The sequence below is a fragment of the Streptomyces sp. NPDC001507 genome, assembly GCF_042894765.1.
Classification (GTDB): domain Bacteria; phylum Actinomycetota; class Actinomycetes; order Streptomycetales; family Streptomycetaceae; genus Streptomyces.
In genome coordinates this window covers 706,792-723,420 of the sequence record NZ_JBIAVV010000003.1, presented here as the reverse complement: position 1 = coordinate 723,420, position 16,629 = coordinate 706,792, and the positions used below count along the sequence as shown (strand labels likewise).

Sequence of the window (16,629 nt, the reverse complement as noted above, 5' to 3'; positions counted from 1 at the left end):
TCGACGCCACCGGCTACGGCAGCGTCTTCTCGTACGACGCGTCGTGGTCGGAGTCGTAGACGAGCTTGCCCGCCGCGTCGTAGCCCTTCAGGTGCGGGGCCGCGGTGACCTGCTTGTGCAGGGTGCCGGTGGCGACGAACCAGCCGTGGTCGAGGACCACCTCGCCCGCTCCGCCGCCGTAGGAGACCGTCATCGTGGCCACCGACGGGCGGTAGCCGCCGATGATCCCCCAGCGGAACGGCAGCTTCCAGGCGCCCTTGTCGAGGATCGTCTGCTGGTACAGCTTGCCGCTGTTCATGTCCGGGACCACGGGCGTCTTCGCGCCGCCGAAGGGGTCCCCGATGCTGGTGTTCAGACCGGAGGCCGCGCCGTCCTTGACGGTGCAGATGAGCCGGGCCGGCACCGGCTTCTCCCGTACCGCGACCACGAAGTAGCCGTCGCCGGGTGCGTTGGAGTCCCCGGTGCTGCGCATCGCCAGGACGATCCGGTAGTCGGCCGGCTTGCCGAGGTCGGTGTAGCTCGGATCCTTGGGGAGGCGCTGCGCCTTGTTGTAGTCGAGGCACTTGCCGAGTCCGGTGGCGGCCTGGTCGAAGGTGATCCCGTCCAGCAGCTGCCGCGCGGCGGACGCCGGGCGCCCCGGAGCCGTCGGGGCCGTGGACGGTGCCGAGGCCGTCGCGGGTGCCGACGGGGACCCGGACGATGCCGGGGCGGACGCGGTGGCCGGGCCCGTCGGACTCGTCGGCCCCGTAGGTGTCGGGGCCGGGCGCTCGCTGGCCAGCACCGTGGGGCTGGGCCCGGCCGGGCTCGTCGTGGTGGTACCGCCCAGCGCGTACGCCCCGACCGGCACCACCGCAAGCGCCGCCAGCGCCGCCCCGCCCACGGCCAGGCGCCGCCGCCGCTCCAGCACGCCCCGGCGCCGGATCTCCGGGTACGGCACCGGTGACGGCCGGACCAGGGACGCGTCCCCGGCCAGCAGCGCCCGCACCCGCGCCTCGAACTCCGGCTCGGCCGCCCCGCCCTGCTTCTCGCCGTTCACCTGCTGCCTCCCTGCACGGGCGCCGCGTGGCTCATGGCCTGCGCGAGCCCCGGAACCGTACGCAACTTCGCCAGACCCTTGGACGCCTGGCTCTTGACCGTGCCCGGGGAGCAGCCGAGCACCTCGGCGACCTCCCCCTCGGACAGGTCCTCCCAGTACCGCAGCACCACCACCGCGCGCTGCCGCGGCGGCAGGCCGGCCAGGGCCGCGAGCAGCGTGCCGCGCTCGTCGGCCCGGGACACGGCGTCGTCGTACCCCGCGCGCTCCGGCGGTGCGTCGGTCAGCGACTCGGCGACCCGGCGCTTGCGGAACCGGTCGCTGTTGCAGCTGACCAGCATGCGGCGGACGTACGCCTCCGGATGGTCGGTCCGGGACACGCGCCGCCAGGACCGGTAGGCCTTCGCCAGCGCGGTCTGCGTCAGGTCCTCCGCGTGGTGCGGGTCACCGGTGAGCAGATAGGCGGTCCGGACCAGCTGTGACCACCGTGCTCTGACGAATTCCTGGAACTGGGCCTCTAGTTCGGCCTGCATCAGCCACCCCCTCGCCCTCCAGACCGCCGGATCCGTGGATTCGGTTGCCCGGCGGACGAAGTCCGTTGCGCTCAGGGTGCCGCGATCCGCCGGAACTCGATCGTGTCGTACGCCGTCCTGGTGCCCGTCTCGTACAGCACCCCCACCGTGCGCCTGTCGACCTGGACCAGGTCCGAGTAGGCGGCCTTCAGGTCGGACAGGGTGAGGTGCTTCTCGAAGGTGATGCCCTGGTCCGTGCTGGTCCACAGGGCCATGGCCCGGCGGGCCGTGGGGACCGACGGGGCGGAGAAGAGCAGCGGGCCCTCGCCGCCCGGGAGCTGGAGGACGGAGCCCTCGACCACCGGGACCCTGGACAGGGTCGGCTGGACCGAGTAGGGGGCGTCCAGGGTCACGCCGCCGTCGCTCGACCAGGCCTCCAGGCGGTTGCCGGGGCTGGAGCCGTTCTGGTCGCGGGCGTTGAAGTAGAGGCGCCCGTCGGGGAGTTGGGCGGCGGTCGTCTCGTTGGCGTTGTCGTGGCCGGTGTAGGAGTCGTCGACGAAGCCGAGGTGCCAGCTGTGGCCGCCGTCGTCGCTGTAGATGGCGTGGCCGCCGTAGTACCTGGCCTCCCGGCCGGTGTCGGCGGAGCCGGCGCGCGGGGCGGCGGAGTGGTCGGCGGCGACGACCAGCCGGCCGCGGTGCGGTCCCCGGGTGAGCGCGACGGCGTGCCCGGGGCCGGTGGCGTACCAGCGCCAGCCTGAAGGTTTCACCTGGGCGGTGATCTCGTGCGGGCGGGTGAAGTGGCGGCCGTCGTCGCTGCTGCGCTGCACGTACACCCGGCGGCTCTGCGCCCCGGTGACCTGGCCGCGCATGATCTGGTCCTCGTTCACCGAGCCGTCGTTGTACGAGGTCACCAGGACGATCTGGCCGCTGCGCGGGTCCACCACCGGCGCCGGGTTGCCGCGGGTGTTCCCGTCGCCGGCGGCCACCACGTGGAGCGGGCCCCAGGTGCAGCCGCCGTCGGCCGAGCGTCTCAGCACGACGTCGATGTCGCCGCTGTCCCCGGTGGTGGAGTGCCGGCCCTCGGCGAACGCGAGCAGGGTGCCGCGCCCGCTGCGGACGACGGCCGGAATGCGGAACTGGACGTAGCCGCCCTCACCGGAGACGTACGGCACGGAGGACTCGCAGCCGGCCGCCGCCCAGGCCCTGGGTCCGGCCGTGAACGCCCCGAGCAGCAGAGCGGCGGCGAGCGAGAACCGGCCCGCACGGGTCACAGGAGACACATGACTCACGCTTCTCATGGTGCTCCGGCCGCCCGCACCGCACTCCTGCGACGTCCGGCCGGACGGACGGTCCGGCGTGCCGTCAGGCCGTGGAGCGGATCACGTCGGGCCGCCGCGCACCGGGCTGACGTCGTGCAATGCGACGCGGGGTGTCAACGGCGGCCGGGGCCCGGGCCGGTGACGATCCGCCAGGACTCGTACGGCCACCCGGGTGAACGGCCGCCCCGGTCGCAGCGCGCCGCACCCTCCGGCCTCACGACGGTGTGCGTGCCGCCGCCAGGAGCCGGCTCACGTCGTCCGCGCAGATGGTCAGGGCCGCGCCGACCGTGCCGAGGACCTCGCGTTCGGCGTTGGTGTAGGGGCCGTCGGCGAGCGCGATCCGGGCGCCCTGGAGGAGCAGTGCCTCCCGTCCGGCGGGGGCGAGGTGCGGGGCGAGCGGGTCCAGGGCCTCGTGCAGCTCTATCGCAAGGCTCGCCCGGTACGGCTGCTCGAAGACCCGCCCGGTGTCGGCGACGAGGGCCTCGACCAGCGCGCCCAGCTGGTCCTCCGTGGCCTCCTCGAAACCGGCCGCGCGGACCGCGCCCGCCGCCGCCTCCAGGGCCGTACGGGCGCAGGTGCCACCGGCCGCCAGGACGGCGAGGGCGACGGTGTGCACGGCGTCGCGGAGCATCGCCGAGAAGCGGGAGGTGGTGGGGTGGTCGAGGACGTCGGTGCCGTAGTGGTGGCGGCAGGCGGCGCACTCCACGACCGGACCGGTGGTGCCGCGCGGCAGCACGGGCACGCCGAGCAGGGTGAAGCGGCGCCGGCCGGTGAGCCGCTGGTAGTTGCGGTCACCGCCGCAGCCGGGGCAGAAGAACTCCCCGTCGCCGACGGGTGTCCAGGCGGTGCGGGTGCCCAGAATCCGGGCAGGCCTGGCGGTTCGGCAGTCTCGTCCCCGTACTGGCAGCACGTCGCACCTCCGTAACGCCGTGGCAACATCGCCACCGCTGGCGTGATGTTAGCCACATGGAGGAGCCGGAGTCAGTACCCCGTACGAGACCAGTCCGTGACCTGCACATCGAGATGGCCGGGAAACGACGGGGCCCCGATCGCCACGAGAGCTGATCAGGGCCCCGAAACCGCCGGTCAGAGGGGTTATCGCGTAGCGCGGTTGACGGCGGAGACGACCGCCTTCAGCGACGCACGCGTCGTGTTCGCGTCGATGCCGATACCCCACAGGATCTTGCCGTCGATCGCGCATTCGATGTAGGAGGCGGCCTGCGCGGAGGCGCCCTCGCTCATCGTGTGCTCCTGGTAGTCCAGGAGACGTACGTCGATGCCCAGGCCCTGCAGCGCGTCGAAGAACGCGGAGATCGGGCCGTTGCCGGAGCCGGTCAGCACGGTGTCCTCGCCGTCGACGGTGGCCTCGACGGTGAGGGTGTCCACGCCGTCGGTGTCGGTGGTCGACTGGCCCGTCTTCACCTGGACCCGGCCCCAGGGGTTCTCCGGGTTCGGCAGGTACTCGTCCTGGAAGACCGCCCAGATGTCGGCACCGGTGACCTCGCCGCCCTCGGCGTCCGTCTTGGCCTGGATGAGCTTGGAGAACTCGATCTGCATCCGGCGCGGCAGGTCCAGCTTGTGGTCGTTCTTCAGGACGTAGGCGATACCGCCCTTGCCGGACTGCGAGTTGACCCGGATGACCGCCTCGTAGGAGCGGCCGACGTCCTTCGGGTCGATCGGCAGGTACGGCACCGCCCACTCGATGTCGTCGACGGTGACACCCTGCGCGGCCGCGTCGGCCTCCATGGCGTCGAAGCCCTTCTTGATGGCGTCCTGGTGGGAGCCGGAGAAGGACGTGTAGACCAGGTCGCCCACGTACGGGTGGCGCGGGTGGACCTCCATCTGGTTGCAGTACTCCCACACGCGACGGATCTCGTCGATGTCGGAGAAGTCGATCTGCGGGTCGACGCCCTGCGAGAACAGGTTCATGCCGAGGGTGACCAGGTCGACGTTGCCGGTGCGCTCGCCCTGCCCGAACAGGCAGCCCTCGACGCGGTCGGCGCCGGCCATCAGCGCCAGCTCGGCGGCGGCGACGGCGGTACCGCGGTCGTTGTGCGGGTGGACCGACAGGACGACGTGCTCGCGGCGGGACAGGTTGAGGTGCATCCACTCGAAGCGGTCCGCGTGCGTGGACGGCGTGGAACGCTCCACGGTGGCCGGCAGGTTGAGGATGATCTCGCGCCCCGGACCCGGCTGGTAGACGTCCATCACCGCCTCGCAGACCTCCAGCGCGAAGTCCAGCTCGGTGTCGGTGAAGATCTCGGGGCTGTACTGGTAGCCGAACTCGGTCTCCGGGCCCAGCAGCTTCTCGGCGTACTCCATCACCAGCCGTGTGCCGTCGACGGCGATCTGCTTGATGTCGTCCCTGGAGCCGCGGAACACCACGCGCCGGAAGACGGGGGCGGTCGCGTTGTACAGGTGGACGGTGGCCCGCCTGGCGCCCTTCAGCGACTCGACGGTCCGCTCGATCAGGTCCTCGCGAGCCTGGGTCAGTACGGAGATCGTCACGTCGTCCGGGATCGCGCCCTCTTCCTCGATGATCGAGCGCACGAAGTCGAAGTCGGTCTGGCCGGAGGCGGGGAAGCCGACCTCGATCTCCTTGTAGCCCATCTTGACCAGCTGGTCGAACATCCGGCGCTTGCGCTCGGGCGACATCGGGTCGATCAGGGCCTGGTTGCCGTCGCGCAGGTCGGTGGAGAGCCAGCGGGGGGCTTCGGTGATCCGCTTCCCGGGCCAGGTGCGGTCGGGAATGTCGACCTGCTCGTATTTGCCGTACTTGTGGACCGGCATGGAACTGGGCTGCTGGCGGTTGGCCATGATTGCGGGGCTCCTGGTGGGTGTCCGGAAGGACGGCCGACGACGCAACGCGAAGCTCCGCGGGGAGGGAGTCGACCTGGACTACAGGCCCTCGCCGCGGCAGCTAAGAAGAAGCAGCCCGAAACGCATGATGCGACCACTGTAACGGAGCCCCCCGGAGCAAACGGTTCTGTATCAGCATGCGGGACCGCAGCGTCCCCGGGAGGGGCGCGGGGAACTGCGCGACCAGCCCCACGGCGCCGCACGGCATAACACAGCGCAACCATCCACGGCGAGAGCATCCCCATTTTTCACCAATCATGGTCGCCTCTAGTGACACGAAGCTCACGCAGTGCAATCGTGGAGCATGACGACCAACGGGGGCTCTGAGCCCGTCATCAACCGCACGCCCGTCTTCTGCACGATCGTGCCGCCGCACATCCTCGACCACCTCGCCGCCCACGAGGACCGGGCACTCGCCGACTCCGCGCTGCGCACCCTCCAGCACGACTCGGCCCAGCGCACCCGCCGCCGCGTGACCGCGGTCCGCACCGCGACCGCCGTGGCCGGCCCGGCGACCGCGACGGCGCAGCCCCGCCGCACGATCTACGACGCCGGGCACCGCACCGACCTGCCCGGCACCGAGGTCCGCGCGGAGGGGACCGAGGCCGGCCGCGACGCCACCGTCAACCGCGCCTACGCCGGCCTCGGCGCCACCTTCGACCTGTACCTGAAGGCGTACGAGCGCGACTCCATCGACGGCAACGGGCTGCCGCTGAACGCGAGCGTCCACTACGACGTCAACTACGACAACGCCTTCTGGAACGGCGACCAGATGGTGTTCGGGGACGGCGACGGCGAGATCTTCGTCGACTTCACCACCTCCGTCGACGTCATCGGCCACGAGCTCACGCACGGCGTCACCCAGTACACCGCCAATCTGGAGTACTACGGCCAGTCCGGCGCCCTGAACGAGTCGGTCTCCGACGTCTTCGGCTCGCTCATCAAGCAGTACTCCCTCGGCCAGACCGCCGACCAGGCCGACTGGCTGATCGGCGAGGGCCTGCTCGCCCCCGGCGTGCACGGCGTGGCGCTGCGCTCGATGAAGGCCCCGGGCACGGCGTACGACGACACCCGCCTCGGCAAGGACCCGCAGCCGGCGACCATGCAGCACTACGTGAAGACCAGCCGGGACAACGGCGGTGTGCACATCAACTCCGGCATCCCCAACCACGCCTTCTACCTGCTCGCCACCGCCCTCGGCGGCAACGCCTGGGAGCGGGCCGGGCAGATCTGGTACGACGTCCTGACCGGCGGCGAACTGCGGTCGGACGCCACGTTCGCGGACTTCGCGAAGCTCACGGTCGCCGCGGCCAGGGCCCGCTACCAGGCGGGCGAGGAGAGCGAGGCGGCCCTCAAGGCCTGGGCCCAGGTGGGCGTGCAGGCCTCCTGACCGCGCGGAGGCGGGGGTGCGCACCACCCGGTTCCGTACTACACAGGGACCCATGCGTATTCAGGTGAGGCGTACGGGCGGGTTCGCCGGCATCGAGCGCCGGGCCGAGGTGGACACCTCGGGCCGGCCCGACGCCCCCGAGTGGCAGGCCCTGGCCGAGCGCGCGCTCGCGGCCGGCCGGGGCGCCCCGCCACCCGGCGTGCCGGACGGGTTCGCGTACGAGATCACGGTGGACGGACGGACGGTGTACGCGGCCGACCCGCGGCTGTCGGAGGAGCAACGCGAACTGATCTCACGGGTGTTGAAGGAAGGGGCGTGACCGGGTCCCGTAACGGGTAGTTCACGCCGGGGCGTTGACTTACGTTACCGGGGGTAAGGATGATCCCGGCCATGGCGACAGACGCGGTCCATCCGATGCCCCCCTTCCCCCGGTTCCCCGACGGCTTCCTCTGGGGCGTCTCGACCTCGGCCCATCAGATCGAGGGCGCGGCCGACCTGCGCGAGCCGTCCGTGTGGGACGTGTTCGAGGCGGAGCCGGGCCGGATCAAGGACGGCTCGACGGCGGCGGTGGCCTGCGACCACTACCACCGCCACCGCGAGGACGTGGCGCTCCTGGCCGGCCTCGGCGTGGACGCGTACCGGTTCTCCGTCTCCTGGCCGCGGGTCCGCTCGGCGGGCGGCCTGGACTTCTACGACCGGCTGGTGGACGAGCTGTGCGCGGCGGGCATCCGCCCGGTCCCGACCCTCTTCCACTGGGACCTGCCGGCGGCGCTGCAGGAGAAGGGCGGCTGGCTGGACCGGGACACGGCGTCGCACTTCGCCGAACACGTCTCGTCCGTCGCCGACCGGCTCGGCGACCGGGTCAAGAAGTGGATCACCCTCAACGAGCCGGCCGAGCAGACCCTGTTCGGCTACGCCCTGGGCGCCCACGCCCCCGGCGAGCAGCTGATGTTCGACGCCCTCCCGGTCGCCCACCACCAGCTCCTCGCGCACGGTCTGGCGGTTCGGGCGCTGCGCGCGGCCGGTGCCGCCGACATCGGCATCGCCAACTCGCACGGCCCGACCTGGCCGGCCTCCCGGGAGCAGCCGGACCTGGAGGCGGCCGCCTTCTACGACCTGCTCCTCAACCGCCTGTTCGCCGAGCCGGTCCTGCTCGGCGAGTACCCGGACGGCATGGGCGACCTGATGCCCGGCGACGTCGCCGCCGACCTGAAGGTGATCGCCGAACCGCTCGACTGGTACGGGATCAACTACTACGCCCCGACGAAGGTCGGCGCCCCGCAGGGCACCGAGATCGAGTTCGGCGGGCTCACCCTCCCCGCCGAACTCCCCTTCTCCGTCCAGGACATCGAGGACGTCCCGGTGACGGACTTCGGCTGGCCGGTCGTCCCCGAGGGCCTCACCGAACTCCTCACCGGCTTCCGCGACCGCTACGGCGACCGCCTCCCGCCGGTCGTCATCACCGAGAACGGCTGCTCCTACGAGGGCCTCGACGACCAGGACCGCATCGCCTACCTCGACGGCCACGTCCGGGCGCTGCACCGGGCGGTCGAGGCCGGCGTGGACGTGCGCGGCTACTTCGTCTGGTCGCTCCTCGACAACTTCGAGTGGGCCGAGGGGTACGCGCGCCGCTTCGGCCTGGTCCACGTCGACTACGCGACGCAGGTGCGGACGCCGAAGTCGTCGTACGCCTGGTACCGGGACCTCCTGCGGGCCCAGAGATGACGACGCTCGGGGAACCCGCCGCCGCCCTGGCGGAGCCGGTCGAACGGGTCGGCCGGGGCTGGACGTCGGCGCTCTCGCTGGCCAACGGGGCGATCTGGGTGGGCTGGTACGGCCCGCTGCAGATCCTGCTCGCCTCCCAGGCCAAGGACTTCGCGCCCGGTTCGGGGATGTCGAAGGAGACGATGCTGGCGTGGGTGACCGGCGTCGGCGCGGTGGTGTCACTGGCCGCGAACCCCGTCTTCGGCGCGCTGTCGGACCGGACGACGTCCCGCTGGGGCCGCCGTACCCCGTGGATCGTCGCCGGTACGGCGGGCGGGGCGCTGTCCCTGCTGCTGCTCGCGGGCGCCGGCGGCATGGGGACGATGATGCTGGGCTGGTGCCTGGTCCAGCTCACCCTGAACGCGGCGTTCGCGGCGGTCACGGCGGCGGTCCCGGACCGGGTGCCGCGGCTGCAGCGGGGCTCGGTGGGCGGCTGGCTGGGGGCCGCGCAGATCCTGGGCGTGGTCGGCGGCACCGGGCTCGCGACGGCCGCCGGGGGCATCGGGGCGGGCTATGTCGCGTGCGCGGTGTTCACGGCGCTGGGGGTGCTGCCGTACGTGCTGCGCCACCCGGACCTGCGGCTGGCGGCCGAGGACCGGCCGCCCTGGTCCTGGCGGGGCTTCCTGGCCGGTTTCTGGCTGAGCCCGCGCGGCCACCCGGACCTGGGCTGGGCCTGGCTGACCCGCTTCCTGATCAACCTCAGCAACGCGCTGGTGCTGCTCTACCTGCTCTACTACCTGCGCGACCGCCTCCACTACTCCGACCCCGACCAGGGCGTGCTGGTCCTGACCGCCGTCAACGGGCTGACGCTGATGGCGACGGTCGTGGTCGGCGGGGTCTGGTCGGACCGGGTGGGCCGCCGCAAGCCGTTCGTCATCTGGTCGGGGATGCTGATGGCGGTGGCGACGGCCCTGCTGGCGGTGTGGCAGACCTGGCCCGGGGCGATCGTGGCCGCGGCGGTGCTGGGCGTCGGCTTCGGGGTGTTCACCTCCGTGGACTTCGCGCTGATGACCGACGTCCTGCCGACGGCCCTCGACCGCGGCAAGGACCTCGGCGTCATCAACGTCGCCAACGCCCTGCCCCAGGTCGCCGCCCCCGCCCTCGCCGCCCCGATCGTCACCTACCTCGGCGGCTACCGCGCCCTGTACCTGGTCTCGGCGCTGATCGGCCTGGCGGGGGCATGGCTGGTGGGACGGATCAGAGGGGTCGATTAGCGCCCCCGAAGGGGCGCGGGGAACTGCGCGACCAGCCACGACGACGCCCCAGACGGCAGACAACGCACCTGGCACCCCCGGCGCCGCACCTGGCCCGGCCCCCCCCTACAGCGCCCCGGCGTGCAGCGCCCCGTCAGGGGCGCGGGGAACTGCGCGACCAGCCAGGACGGCGCCCCAGACGGCAGACGACGCACCTGGCACCCCCGGCGCCGCACTTGGCCCGGCCCCCCCTACAGCGCCCCGGCGTCCCGGGCCGTCCAGACGCTCGGGTAGATCGGCCGGAAGCCGAGATCCCGGCGGATCTTCCCGGTTGACATGATCCCGAGCCAGGGGTCGGGGTCGCTGCGGGTGCCCATGTCCTCGGGCAGCTCGACGCCGTTGACCTGGTGCAGGTCCACGGCCGTGACGGGCGAGTCGTCGGCGATGTTGTACACCGGCCCGTTCACCGCCGGCGCGTACAGGAGGCGCAGCAGCCCCTGCCCGACGTCGGCGTGGTGCCCCATGTGCAGCCGCTGCACCGGTGCCCAGTGCGCGGCCCAGCGCATGGCGTTCGCGAGGTGCGGGTCGCCCTCGCCGTAGACGAAGGGCAGCCGCCCGACGCGCACCTCCATGCCGCCCTCCAGCGCGAGCAGCTCCCGCTCGGCGGCCGCTTTGGACTCGGGGTAGGCGCCCCACATCTCCCCGCCGGGCCGGCTCTCGTCGTCCTCGGTCAGCGGGCGGCCCCGCCCCGTGCCGTACACGAGCCCGGTGCTGACCTGCACGAACCGCCGTACTCCGGCCGAGACCGCGGCCCTGCCCAGGGCGACCGCCGCGTCCCGGTTGACGGCGCGGGCCTCGTCGTCCGGCACCCCGCGGAAGGCGGCGGCGACGTTCACGACGGCGTCCACCCCGGCGACGGCCTTGCCGAGCACCTCCTCGTCGCGCAGGTCGCCGACGACGACCTCGGCGCCCAGCTCCGCGAACGGCTCCCCACGGGCCGCGTCCCGCACCAGGACCCGTACCCGCTCACCGGCCCGGGCCTGCTGGATGAGGCGCGGCGCGAACCGCCGGCCGACCTGTCCGGTCGTACCGGTGACAAGAGTGATCATGACCTTCTCCTTCGCTCTGGTCCCCTCACCCTCGCCCCGGACCTGCACCGCCGGGAGAGACCTCCCGATCGGGGGACCGGCAGTCCCTGGATAAGCCGGGCGCCCGCGGCCACCCTGGAGGCATGGACCGCCCCGAACTCGCCGACTTCCTGCGCCACGCCCGCAGCCGCCTGGACCCCTCAGACGTGGGCCTGCCTCCCGGTGCCCGGCGGCGCACGCCGGGGCTGCGGCGTGAGGAGGTGGCGTCACTGGCCGGCATGTCCGCCGACTACTACACGCGCCTCGAACAGTCCCGGGGCCCGCACCCGTCCCGCCAGATGCTGACGGCACTGGCCCGTGCGCTGCGCCTGACGGACGACGAACGGGACCACCTGTTCCACCTGGCCGGCGAGGAACCCCCGCGCCGGGAGGCGACCGGCACCCACGTCGGCCCGGGGCTGCTGCTGGTCCTGGACCGGCTGCACGACACCCCGGCGCTGGTGACGACCGACTGCGGCGAGGTCCTCGCCCAGAACGCGCTGTCGCGGGCGCTGAGCGGTGACGTCCTGGCCCGCCCGGCGCGCGAACGCAACCTGCTCCGCCGCTACTTCCTGGACCCGACGGCCCGGGCCCTGTTCCCGCCCGAGGACCGCCCGGCCCGCGCCCGCGAACACGTCGCCAATCTCCGGGCGGTGGCCGCGGCCCGCCCCGCCGACCCGGTCCCGGCCGCGCTCGTCGCCGAACTACGCGCCGGCAGCGAGGAGTTCGCCCGGCTCTGGGCCGAACACGAGGTGGCGGTGCGCCGCGCGACGACCAAACGCTTCCTGCACCCCACGGTCGGCCTCCTGGAGCTGGACTGCGAGGTCCTCATCAACACCGAAACCCACCAGCACCTCGTCATCCACACGGCCCGCCCGGGCACGGAGTCCTACGAACGCCTGCAGCTGCTGCGGGTGGTGGGCCTGCAGGACATGGCCCCCAGCCGGTCCTGACCCCCCGGCCGCAGGGGGTCACCAGGTGTGCGCCACGTCCACCACGAGGTGGTTGGCGGTCTGGAAGACCCGGAACGGCAGCCGGGCCCGGACACCCAGGCCCGCCTGGGTGTAGCCCTCGGAACCGCCCGTGACCTTGAACTCCCGGAAGGTCCGGTACCCGGTGACGTCGACGGACGGCAGCGCCGGGTAGGGCTGTCCGGTCGCCGGGTCGTAGCGCGGGGCGAACAGCGAGATCTCCAGAATGGCGCCGCCCTTGATCGGAACGACGGCGTCGGACGGGTCCTGGTGCAGGGCGTCGACGTAGTGGACGTAGTAGCCGACCGGGTCGGCCGACGTGCCCTGGGCGTCGAAGACCAGCCGGTCGTAGCACTCGTGCTCGCCGGCCCGCACGTCGGTCAGCCGCCTGGAGGCAGCGGCGTCAGCGGTCTTGTCGAGGCTTCCCCACGTCACGGCACAGTCCACGGCCGTGGGCGCGGCCACCGCCACCGCCGGGCCGGCCAGCAGACCACCGCCCGCCAGCACCATCGCCGCCACTGCCGTACCTATGCGCCTTATGTGTCGCATGACTACCCCCCGGTAGTTCGCGCAGGTGTGTACCTGTTCAGACCGGTGGCCGTCCGGAAGGTTGTACGCAGGGGGCAGTCCATCGCGGCGCGGGGGCAACTCCCGGCACCGCCTCCTCAGAACCCCAGCCGCCGCAGCTGCTTCGGGTCCCGCTGCCAGTCCTTCGCGACCTTCACGTGCAGGTCCAGGAAGACAGGGGTGCCGAGCAGGGCCTCGATCTGCTTGCGGCTCTTGATGCCGACGTCCTTCAGGCGCTTGCCCTTGGGGCCGATGATGATGCCCTTCTGGCTGGGGCGCTCGATGAACAGGTTGGCGTGGATGTCCAGGAGGGGCTTGTCGGCGGGGCGGTCCTCGCGCGGGAGCATCTCCTCGACGACGACGGCGATGGAGTGCGGCAGCTCGTCGCGGACGCCCTCCAGGGCCGCCTCGCGGATCAGCTCGGCGATCATGACCTGTTCGGGCTCGTCGGTGAGGTCGCCCTCGGGGTAGAGCGCCGGGCCCTCGGGGAGGAGCGGGACGAGGAGGTCGGCCAGCAGGTTCACCTGCTTGTCGCCGACCGCCGAGACCGGCACGATCTCGGCCCACTCGAAGCCCAGTTCCCTGCCGAGCTGGTCGATGGCGATCAGCTGCTCGGCGAGGGTCTTGGAGTCGACCAGGTCGGTCTTGGTGACGATCGCGACCTTCGGGGTCTTGCGGATCCCGGCCAGCTCCTTGGCGATGAAGCGGTCGCCGGGGCCGATCTTCTCGTTCGCCGGGAGACAGAAGCCGATCACGTCCACCTCGGCCCAGGTGGTACGGACGACGTCGTTGAGGCGCTCGCCGAGCAGGGTGCGCGGCTTGTGCAGGCCGGGGGTGTCGACCAGGATCAGCTGGGCGTCCTCCCGGTGCACGATGCCGCGTACCGTGTGCCGCGTCGTCTGCGGCTGGTTCGCGGTGATCGCCACCTTCTGCCCGACCAGAGCGTTCGTGAGGGTGGACTTGCCCGCGTTGGGGCGGCCCACGAAACAGGCGAAGCCCGCCCGGTGGGCGGCCTCCGACGATTCCGACGGCTCGGTTGACTGGCTGCGAACGCTCATGGCCCCCATTCTCCCTGATCGTCGGGGCGCCGCCGCACCGTGAGATTTCGGTAACCCCGACGCAACGAAACGTCACGGAAACACAGCTGTACGCAACCGGAAACGGGGACCGGTGACCCTCTGACGAGCCCCGACCGACGTTGGAGACGCCCGTGTTCCTCTCCGCCGCGCACGCCGACACCGGTGACACCGCCTGGCTGCTCGCCGCGACCGCCCTGGTCCTGCTGATGACCCCGGGACTGGCCCTGTTCTACGGCGGTATGGTCCGCACGAAGAGCGTCCTCAACATGCTGATGATGAGCTTCGTGTCGATCGCCCTGGTGACGGTGGTGTGGCTGGCGGGCGGCTACTCGCTCGCCTTCGGCGACGACCTCGGGGCCGGGCTCCTCGGGGACCTCGCCCACGCGGGCATGAGCGGCCTCGGCCCGGACAGCGTCCAGGGCACCGTCCCCACCCTGCTCTTCGCCACCTTCCAGCTCACCTTCGCGATCATCACGGCCGCACTGATCAGCGGAGCCATCGCGGACCGGGCGAAATTCGGGGCCTGGCTGGTCTTCGTGCCGGTCTGGGCGCTGCTCGTATACGTTCCCGTCGCGCACTGGGTGTGGGGCCCTGGCGGCTGGATCGCGCACCGCCTCGGCGCCCTCGACTTCGCGGGCGGCCTGCCCGTCGAGATCACCTCCGGCGCCTCCGGTCTCGCCCTGTGCCTGGTCCTCGGCCCCCGGCTCGGCTTCAAGAAGGACGCCATGCGGCCGCACAACCTGCCGATGGTGATCCTCGGCGCCGGTCTGCTGTGGTTCGGCTGGTTCGGCTTCAACGCGGGCAGCGCGCTCGGCGCCAACGGCCTGGCCGCCGCCGTCTTCCTGAACACCCTCGCCGCAGGCTGCACCGGCCTGCTGGGCTGGCTCTTCGTCGAGCAGAAGCGCGACGGCCACCCGACCACCCTGGGCGCGGCCTCCGGCGCGGTCGCCGGCCTGGTCGCCATCACCCCGTCCTGCGGCTCGGTCTCCCTGCTCGGCGCCCTCGTCGTCGGCCTCGCCGCGGGCGTGGTCTGCTCGTACGCGGTGGGCTGGAAGTTCAGGCTGGACTACGACGACTCCCTCGACGTCGTCGGCGTTCACCTGGTCGGCGGAATCATCGGCACCCTGCTGATCGGCCTGTTCGCCGAGCAGGCCATGACCGGCGGCGCCGAGGGCCTCTTCTACGGCGGCGGCCCCGCCCAGCTCGGCAAGCAGGCGGTGGCGGTCGTGGCCGTCGCGGCGTACGCGTTCGCCGTGACGTACGGCATCGGCAAGCTACTCGACAAGGCGATGGGCTTCCGGGCGGCCGAGGACCAGGAGCACACCGGCCTGGACCTTACGGTGCACGCCGAGACCGCTTACGATCACGGGGTCCTGGGCCACGGCGCCCCGGTCGCCCACTCCGTCCTCCCCACCGCCCAGAAGGTCAAGAGCCAGCCATGAAGCTCATCACCGCGATCGTGAAGCCCTACCGCCTCGACGCGGTGAAGACCGCGCTCCAGGAGCTCGGCGTGCACGGCCTGACCGTGACCGAGGCCAGCGGCTACGGCAGGCAGCACGGCCACACCGAGGTCTACCGGGGCGCCGAGTACCGCGTCGACCTGGTCCCCAAGGTCCGGATCGAGGTCGTCGTCGAGGACGCCGACGCCGAGCCCGCGATCGAGGCGATCGTCAAGGCCGCGCAGACGGGGAAGATCGGGGACGGGAAGGTGTGGGCGCTGCCGGTCGAGACGGTCGTACGGGTGCGGACGGGCGAACGCGGCCCCGACGCCCTCTGAACCGTCCGGCGAACGGCCTGCGGCCCCTGCGGCGCGACCGGGCGAACAGCGCGCCGGCCGCCGCCCCGGCGGCGAACACCACCATCAGCACCAGCCACGGCAGGGCGAGGAACGACGCGCTCGCCGACTCCCTGGTGCCGGTCGCGCTGGCCGTCAGCGTCACCTTCCCCCAGTCGAGCTGGGGCGCGTCCCGCCAGCGCGCGGTGAGCGCGACCCGCTCCCCCGGCAGCAGTTCGGACGGGACCCCGGTGAGGTCGCGGCTGAGCAGCGTCCGGCCGAACAGGCCCTCCGCGCGAAGCCGCACCTTCGGGTCAAGCGTCACGTTCCCGGTGTTGTGCAGGGTGTAGGAGATCGTCGCCGTGCTGGCGCCGAGGCCGGGCACGAGCGGCTGGTGGTGGCTGATGTGCACGTTCTCGACGGCGAGGGCCGGGAGCGTCGGCCCGCTCACCCGCAGGTAGACCCGGGCGCCGACCGCCCGCTGCACGCCGAGCGCCAGGGACCCGGACCCCGGATCGACCTTCTCGTCCAGCGCGACGATCGCCCCGGGGTGGTCGCCCGGCTCGGCGCCCTTCGGTACGTGCAGGGTGAACGGCACGGTGACCGTCCGGTGCGGCGGGACGGTGACCCGCGCCTTCCCGATCCGGGCCCAGGCCCCCACCCCCCGCATCTTCTCCTTGACCGTCCGGACGGCGAAGCCGCCGTCCCGCGCGGTGTTGTAGGCGTCGGCCGCGTACAGCCGGAAGGTCAGCGGCTCGCCGGTCTTGTTCGCGACGGCCACCTTGTCGGTGATCGTCTGCCCTGGGTCGAGGGAGAGGTAGAAGTACGGCCGCGCCGCGATCTTCGAGGCGACCGGGTAGACGGACCAGCTTCCGTTGTCCGCGGCGCGCGCGGGACCCGCCGTGCACAAGGCGCCGAGGATCAGGCTCAGGAGGAGGACATACGGCTTGACGCGACGCATGGGTGCGGACCCCCGGTCGGAAGCGGGACGGACGGCGACCGGGTCTCTCGTCACTCGAAAGCCCGGTCGCCGCAAGGGAG

The 16,629-nt window shown here is 72.3% G+C and carries 16 protein-coding genes; 7 read left to right on the top strand and 9 right to left on the bottom strand.

The genetic code is table 11. The features are described from left to right. Positions 1–13: 13 nt before the first annotated feature. From ACFY0K_RS13585 to leuA, 5 genes are all read right to left on the bottom strand, one after another. Positions 14–1,036 carry a hypothetical protein gene (locus ACFY0K_RS13585; RefSeq protein ID WP_390639944.1) on the bottom strand — a complete coding sequence of 341 codons (1,023 nt, stop codon included), beginning with the start codon at positions 1,034–1,036 and terminating at the stop codon, positions 14–16. Then, positions 1,033–1,566 carry a SigE family RNA polymerase sigma factor gene (locus ACFY0K_RS13580; protein ID WP_351954952.1) on the bottom strand — a complete coding sequence of 178 codons (534 nt, stop codon included), beginning with the start codon at positions 1,564–1,566 and terminating at the stop codon, positions 1,033–1,035. Before ACFY0K_RS13580 ends, ACFY0K_RS13585 begins: the two co-directional genes overlap by 4 nt. 71 nt (positions 1,567–1,637) lie before the next feature. Continuing rightward, a complete protein-coding gene (locus ACFY0K_RS13575; protein ID WP_390640012.1) occupies positions 1,638–2,816 on the bottom strand; it encodes an exo-alpha-sialidase in 1,179 nt (392 codons plus the stop codon). Positions 2,817–3,078: 262 nt separating this feature from the next. Further along, positions 3,079–3,774, bottom strand: coding sequence for a TerB family tellurite resistance protein (locus tag ACFY0K_RS13570; RefSeq protein ID WP_382723239.1), 696 nt, complete (start codon positions 3,772–3,774; stop codon positions 3,079–3,081). Positions 3,775–3,959: 185 nt separating this feature from the next. Further along, positions 3,960–5,681: a 2-isopropylmalate synthase gene (gene leuA, locus ACFY0K_RS13565; protein ID WP_390639943.1), complete on the bottom strand. Its 1,722-nt coding sequence runs from the start codon at positions 5,679–5,681 to the stop codon at positions 3,960–3,962. 346 nt (positions 5,682–6,027) lie between these two features. Here leuA and ACFY0K_RS13560 point away from each other — a divergent pair, with 346 nt between their 5' ends. Genes ACFY0K_RS13560 through ACFY0K_RS13545 form a run of 4 tightly spaced genes read left to right on the top strand, consistent with a single transcriptional unit; the run spans position 6,028 to position 10,091 of the window. Further along, complete coding sequence (locus ACFY0K_RS13560; RefSeq protein ID WP_390639942.1) at positions 6,028–7,113, top strand: M4 family metallopeptidase; 1,086 nt, start codon at positions 6,028–6,030, stop codon at positions 7,111–7,113. Between the two features lie 52 nt (positions 7,114–7,165). After that, a complete protein-coding gene (locus tag ACFY0K_RS13555; RefSeq protein ID WP_093503208.1) occupies positions 7,166–7,432 on the top strand; it encodes a protealysin inhibitor emfourin in 267 nt (88 codons plus the stop codon). Between the two features lie 59 nt (positions 7,433–7,491). Next, complete coding sequence (locus ACFY0K_RS13550) at positions 7,492–8,838, top strand: GH1 family beta-glucosidase (protein ID WP_388596660.1); 1,347 nt, start codon at positions 7,492–7,494, stop codon at positions 8,836–8,838. Then, a complete protein-coding gene (locus tag ACFY0K_RS13545; protein ID WP_390639941.1) occupies positions 8,835–10,091 on the top strand; it encodes an MFS transporter in 1,257 nt (418 codons plus the stop codon). Before ACFY0K_RS13550 ends, ACFY0K_RS13545 begins: the two co-directional genes overlap by 4 nt. A gap of 230 nt (positions 10,092–10,321) precedes the next feature. On the opposite strand, the gene ACFY0K_RS13540 is transcribed toward ACFY0K_RS13545, so the two are convergent. Next, positions 10,322–11,179: an NAD-dependent epimerase/dehydratase family protein gene (locus ACFY0K_RS13540; RefSeq protein WP_388596656.1), complete on the bottom strand. Its 858-nt coding sequence runs from the start codon at positions 11,177–11,179 to the stop codon at positions 10,322–10,324. Between the two features lie 122 nt (positions 11,180–11,301). On the opposite strand from ACFY0K_RS13540, the gene ACFY0K_RS13535 reads away from it, so the two are divergent. Further along, entirely contained in the window at positions 11,302–12,150 is an 849-nt protein-coding gene (locus ACFY0K_RS13535) for a helix-turn-helix transcriptional regulator (RefSeq protein ID WP_390639940.1), read from the top strand. Positions 12,151–12,168: 18 nt separating this feature from the next. Here ACFY0K_RS13535 and ACFY0K_RS13530 read toward each other — a convergent pair whose 3' ends face one another. Further along, positions 12,169–12,717: a hypothetical protein gene (locus ACFY0K_RS13530; protein ID WP_390639939.1), complete on the bottom strand. Its 549-nt coding sequence runs from the start codon at positions 12,715–12,717 to the stop codon at positions 12,169–12,171. A 116-nt stretch (positions 12,718–12,833) separates the two neighbouring features. Next, positions 12,834–13,802, bottom strand: coding sequence for a GTPase Era (gene era, locus ACFY0K_RS13525; protein ID WP_390639938.1), 969 nt, complete (start codon positions 13,800–13,802; stop codon positions 12,834–12,836). Between the two features lie 143 nt (positions 13,803–13,945). Between era and ACFY0K_RS13520 the strand changes: the two genes are divergently transcribed. Next, complete coding sequence (locus ACFY0K_RS13520) at positions 13,946–15,256, top strand: ammonium transporter (RefSeq protein WP_390639937.1); 1,311 nt, start codon at positions 13,946–13,948, stop codon at positions 15,254–15,256. Then, positions 15,253–15,591 carry a P-II family nitrogen regulator gene (locus tag ACFY0K_RS13515; protein ID WP_093503192.1) on the top strand — a complete coding sequence of 113 codons (339 nt, stop codon included), beginning with the start codon at positions 15,253–15,255 and terminating at the stop codon, positions 15,589–15,591. Before ACFY0K_RS13520 ends, ACFY0K_RS13515 begins: the two co-directional genes overlap by 4 nt. Here the strand turns inward: ACFY0K_RS13515 and ACFY0K_RS13510 are convergent. Then, complete coding sequence (locus ACFY0K_RS13510) at positions 15,485–16,549, bottom strand: WxL protein peptidoglycan domain-containing protein (RefSeq protein WP_390639936.1); 1,065 nt, start codon at positions 16,547–16,549, stop codon at positions 15,485–15,487. The genes ACFY0K_RS13515 and ACFY0K_RS13510 overlap by 107 nt on opposite strands. Between the last annotated feature and the right edge of the window lie 80 nt (positions 16,550–16,629).

What these genes read in the sequence shown, in the direction of transcription:
- ACFY0K_RS13580 (WP_351954952.1), bottom strand. Translation starts at nt 1,566, where the DNA reads ATGCAGGCCGAACTAGAGGCCCAGTTCCAGGAATTCGTCAGAGCACGG.
- leuA (WP_390639943.1), bottom strand. Translation starts at nt 5,681, where the DNA reads ATGGCCAACCGCCAGCAGCCCAGTTCCATGCCGGTCCACAAGTACGGC.
- ACFY0K_RS13560 (WP_390639942.1), top strand. Translation starts at nt 6,028, where the DNA reads ATGACGACCAACGGGGGCTCTGAGCCCGTCATCAACCGCACGCCCGTC.
- ACFY0K_RS13555 (WP_093503208.1), top strand. Translation starts at nt 7,166, where the DNA reads ATGCGTATTCAGGTGAGGCGTACGGGCGGGTTCGCCGGCATCGAGCGC.
- ACFY0K_RS13550 (WP_388596660.1), top strand. Translation starts at nt 7,492, where the DNA reads ATGATCCCGGCCATGGCGACAGACGCGGTCCATCCGATGCCCCCCTTC.
- ACFY0K_RS13545 (WP_390639941.1), top strand. Translation starts at nt 8,835, where the DNA reads ATGACGACGCTCGGGGAACCCGCCGCCGCCCTGGCGGAGCCGGTCGAA.
- ACFY0K_RS13540 (WP_388596656.1), bottom strand. Translation starts at nt 11,179, where the DNA reads ATGATCACTCTTGTCACCGGTACGACCGGACAGGTCGGCCGGCGGTTC.
- ACFY0K_RS13535 (WP_390639940.1), top strand. Translation starts at nt 11,302, where the DNA reads ATGGACCGCCCCGAACTCGCCGACTTCCTGCGCCACGCCCGCAGCCGC.
- ACFY0K_RS13530 (WP_390639939.1), bottom strand. Translation starts at nt 12,717, where the DNA reads ATGCGACACATAAGGCGCATAGGTACGGCAGTGGCGGCGATGGTGCTG.
- era (WP_390639938.1), bottom strand. Translation starts at nt 13,802, where the DNA reads ATGGGGGCCATGAGCGTTCGCAGCCAGTCAACCGAGCCGTCGGAATCG.
- ACFY0K_RS13515 (WP_093503192.1), top strand. Translation starts at nt 15,253, where the DNA reads ATGAAGCTCATCACCGCGATCGTGAAGCCCTACCGCCTCGACGCGGTG.
- ACFY0K_RS13510 (WP_390639936.1), bottom strand. Translation starts at nt 16,549, where the DNA reads ATGCGTCGCGTCAAGCCGTATGTCCTCCTCCTGAGCCTGATCCTCGGC.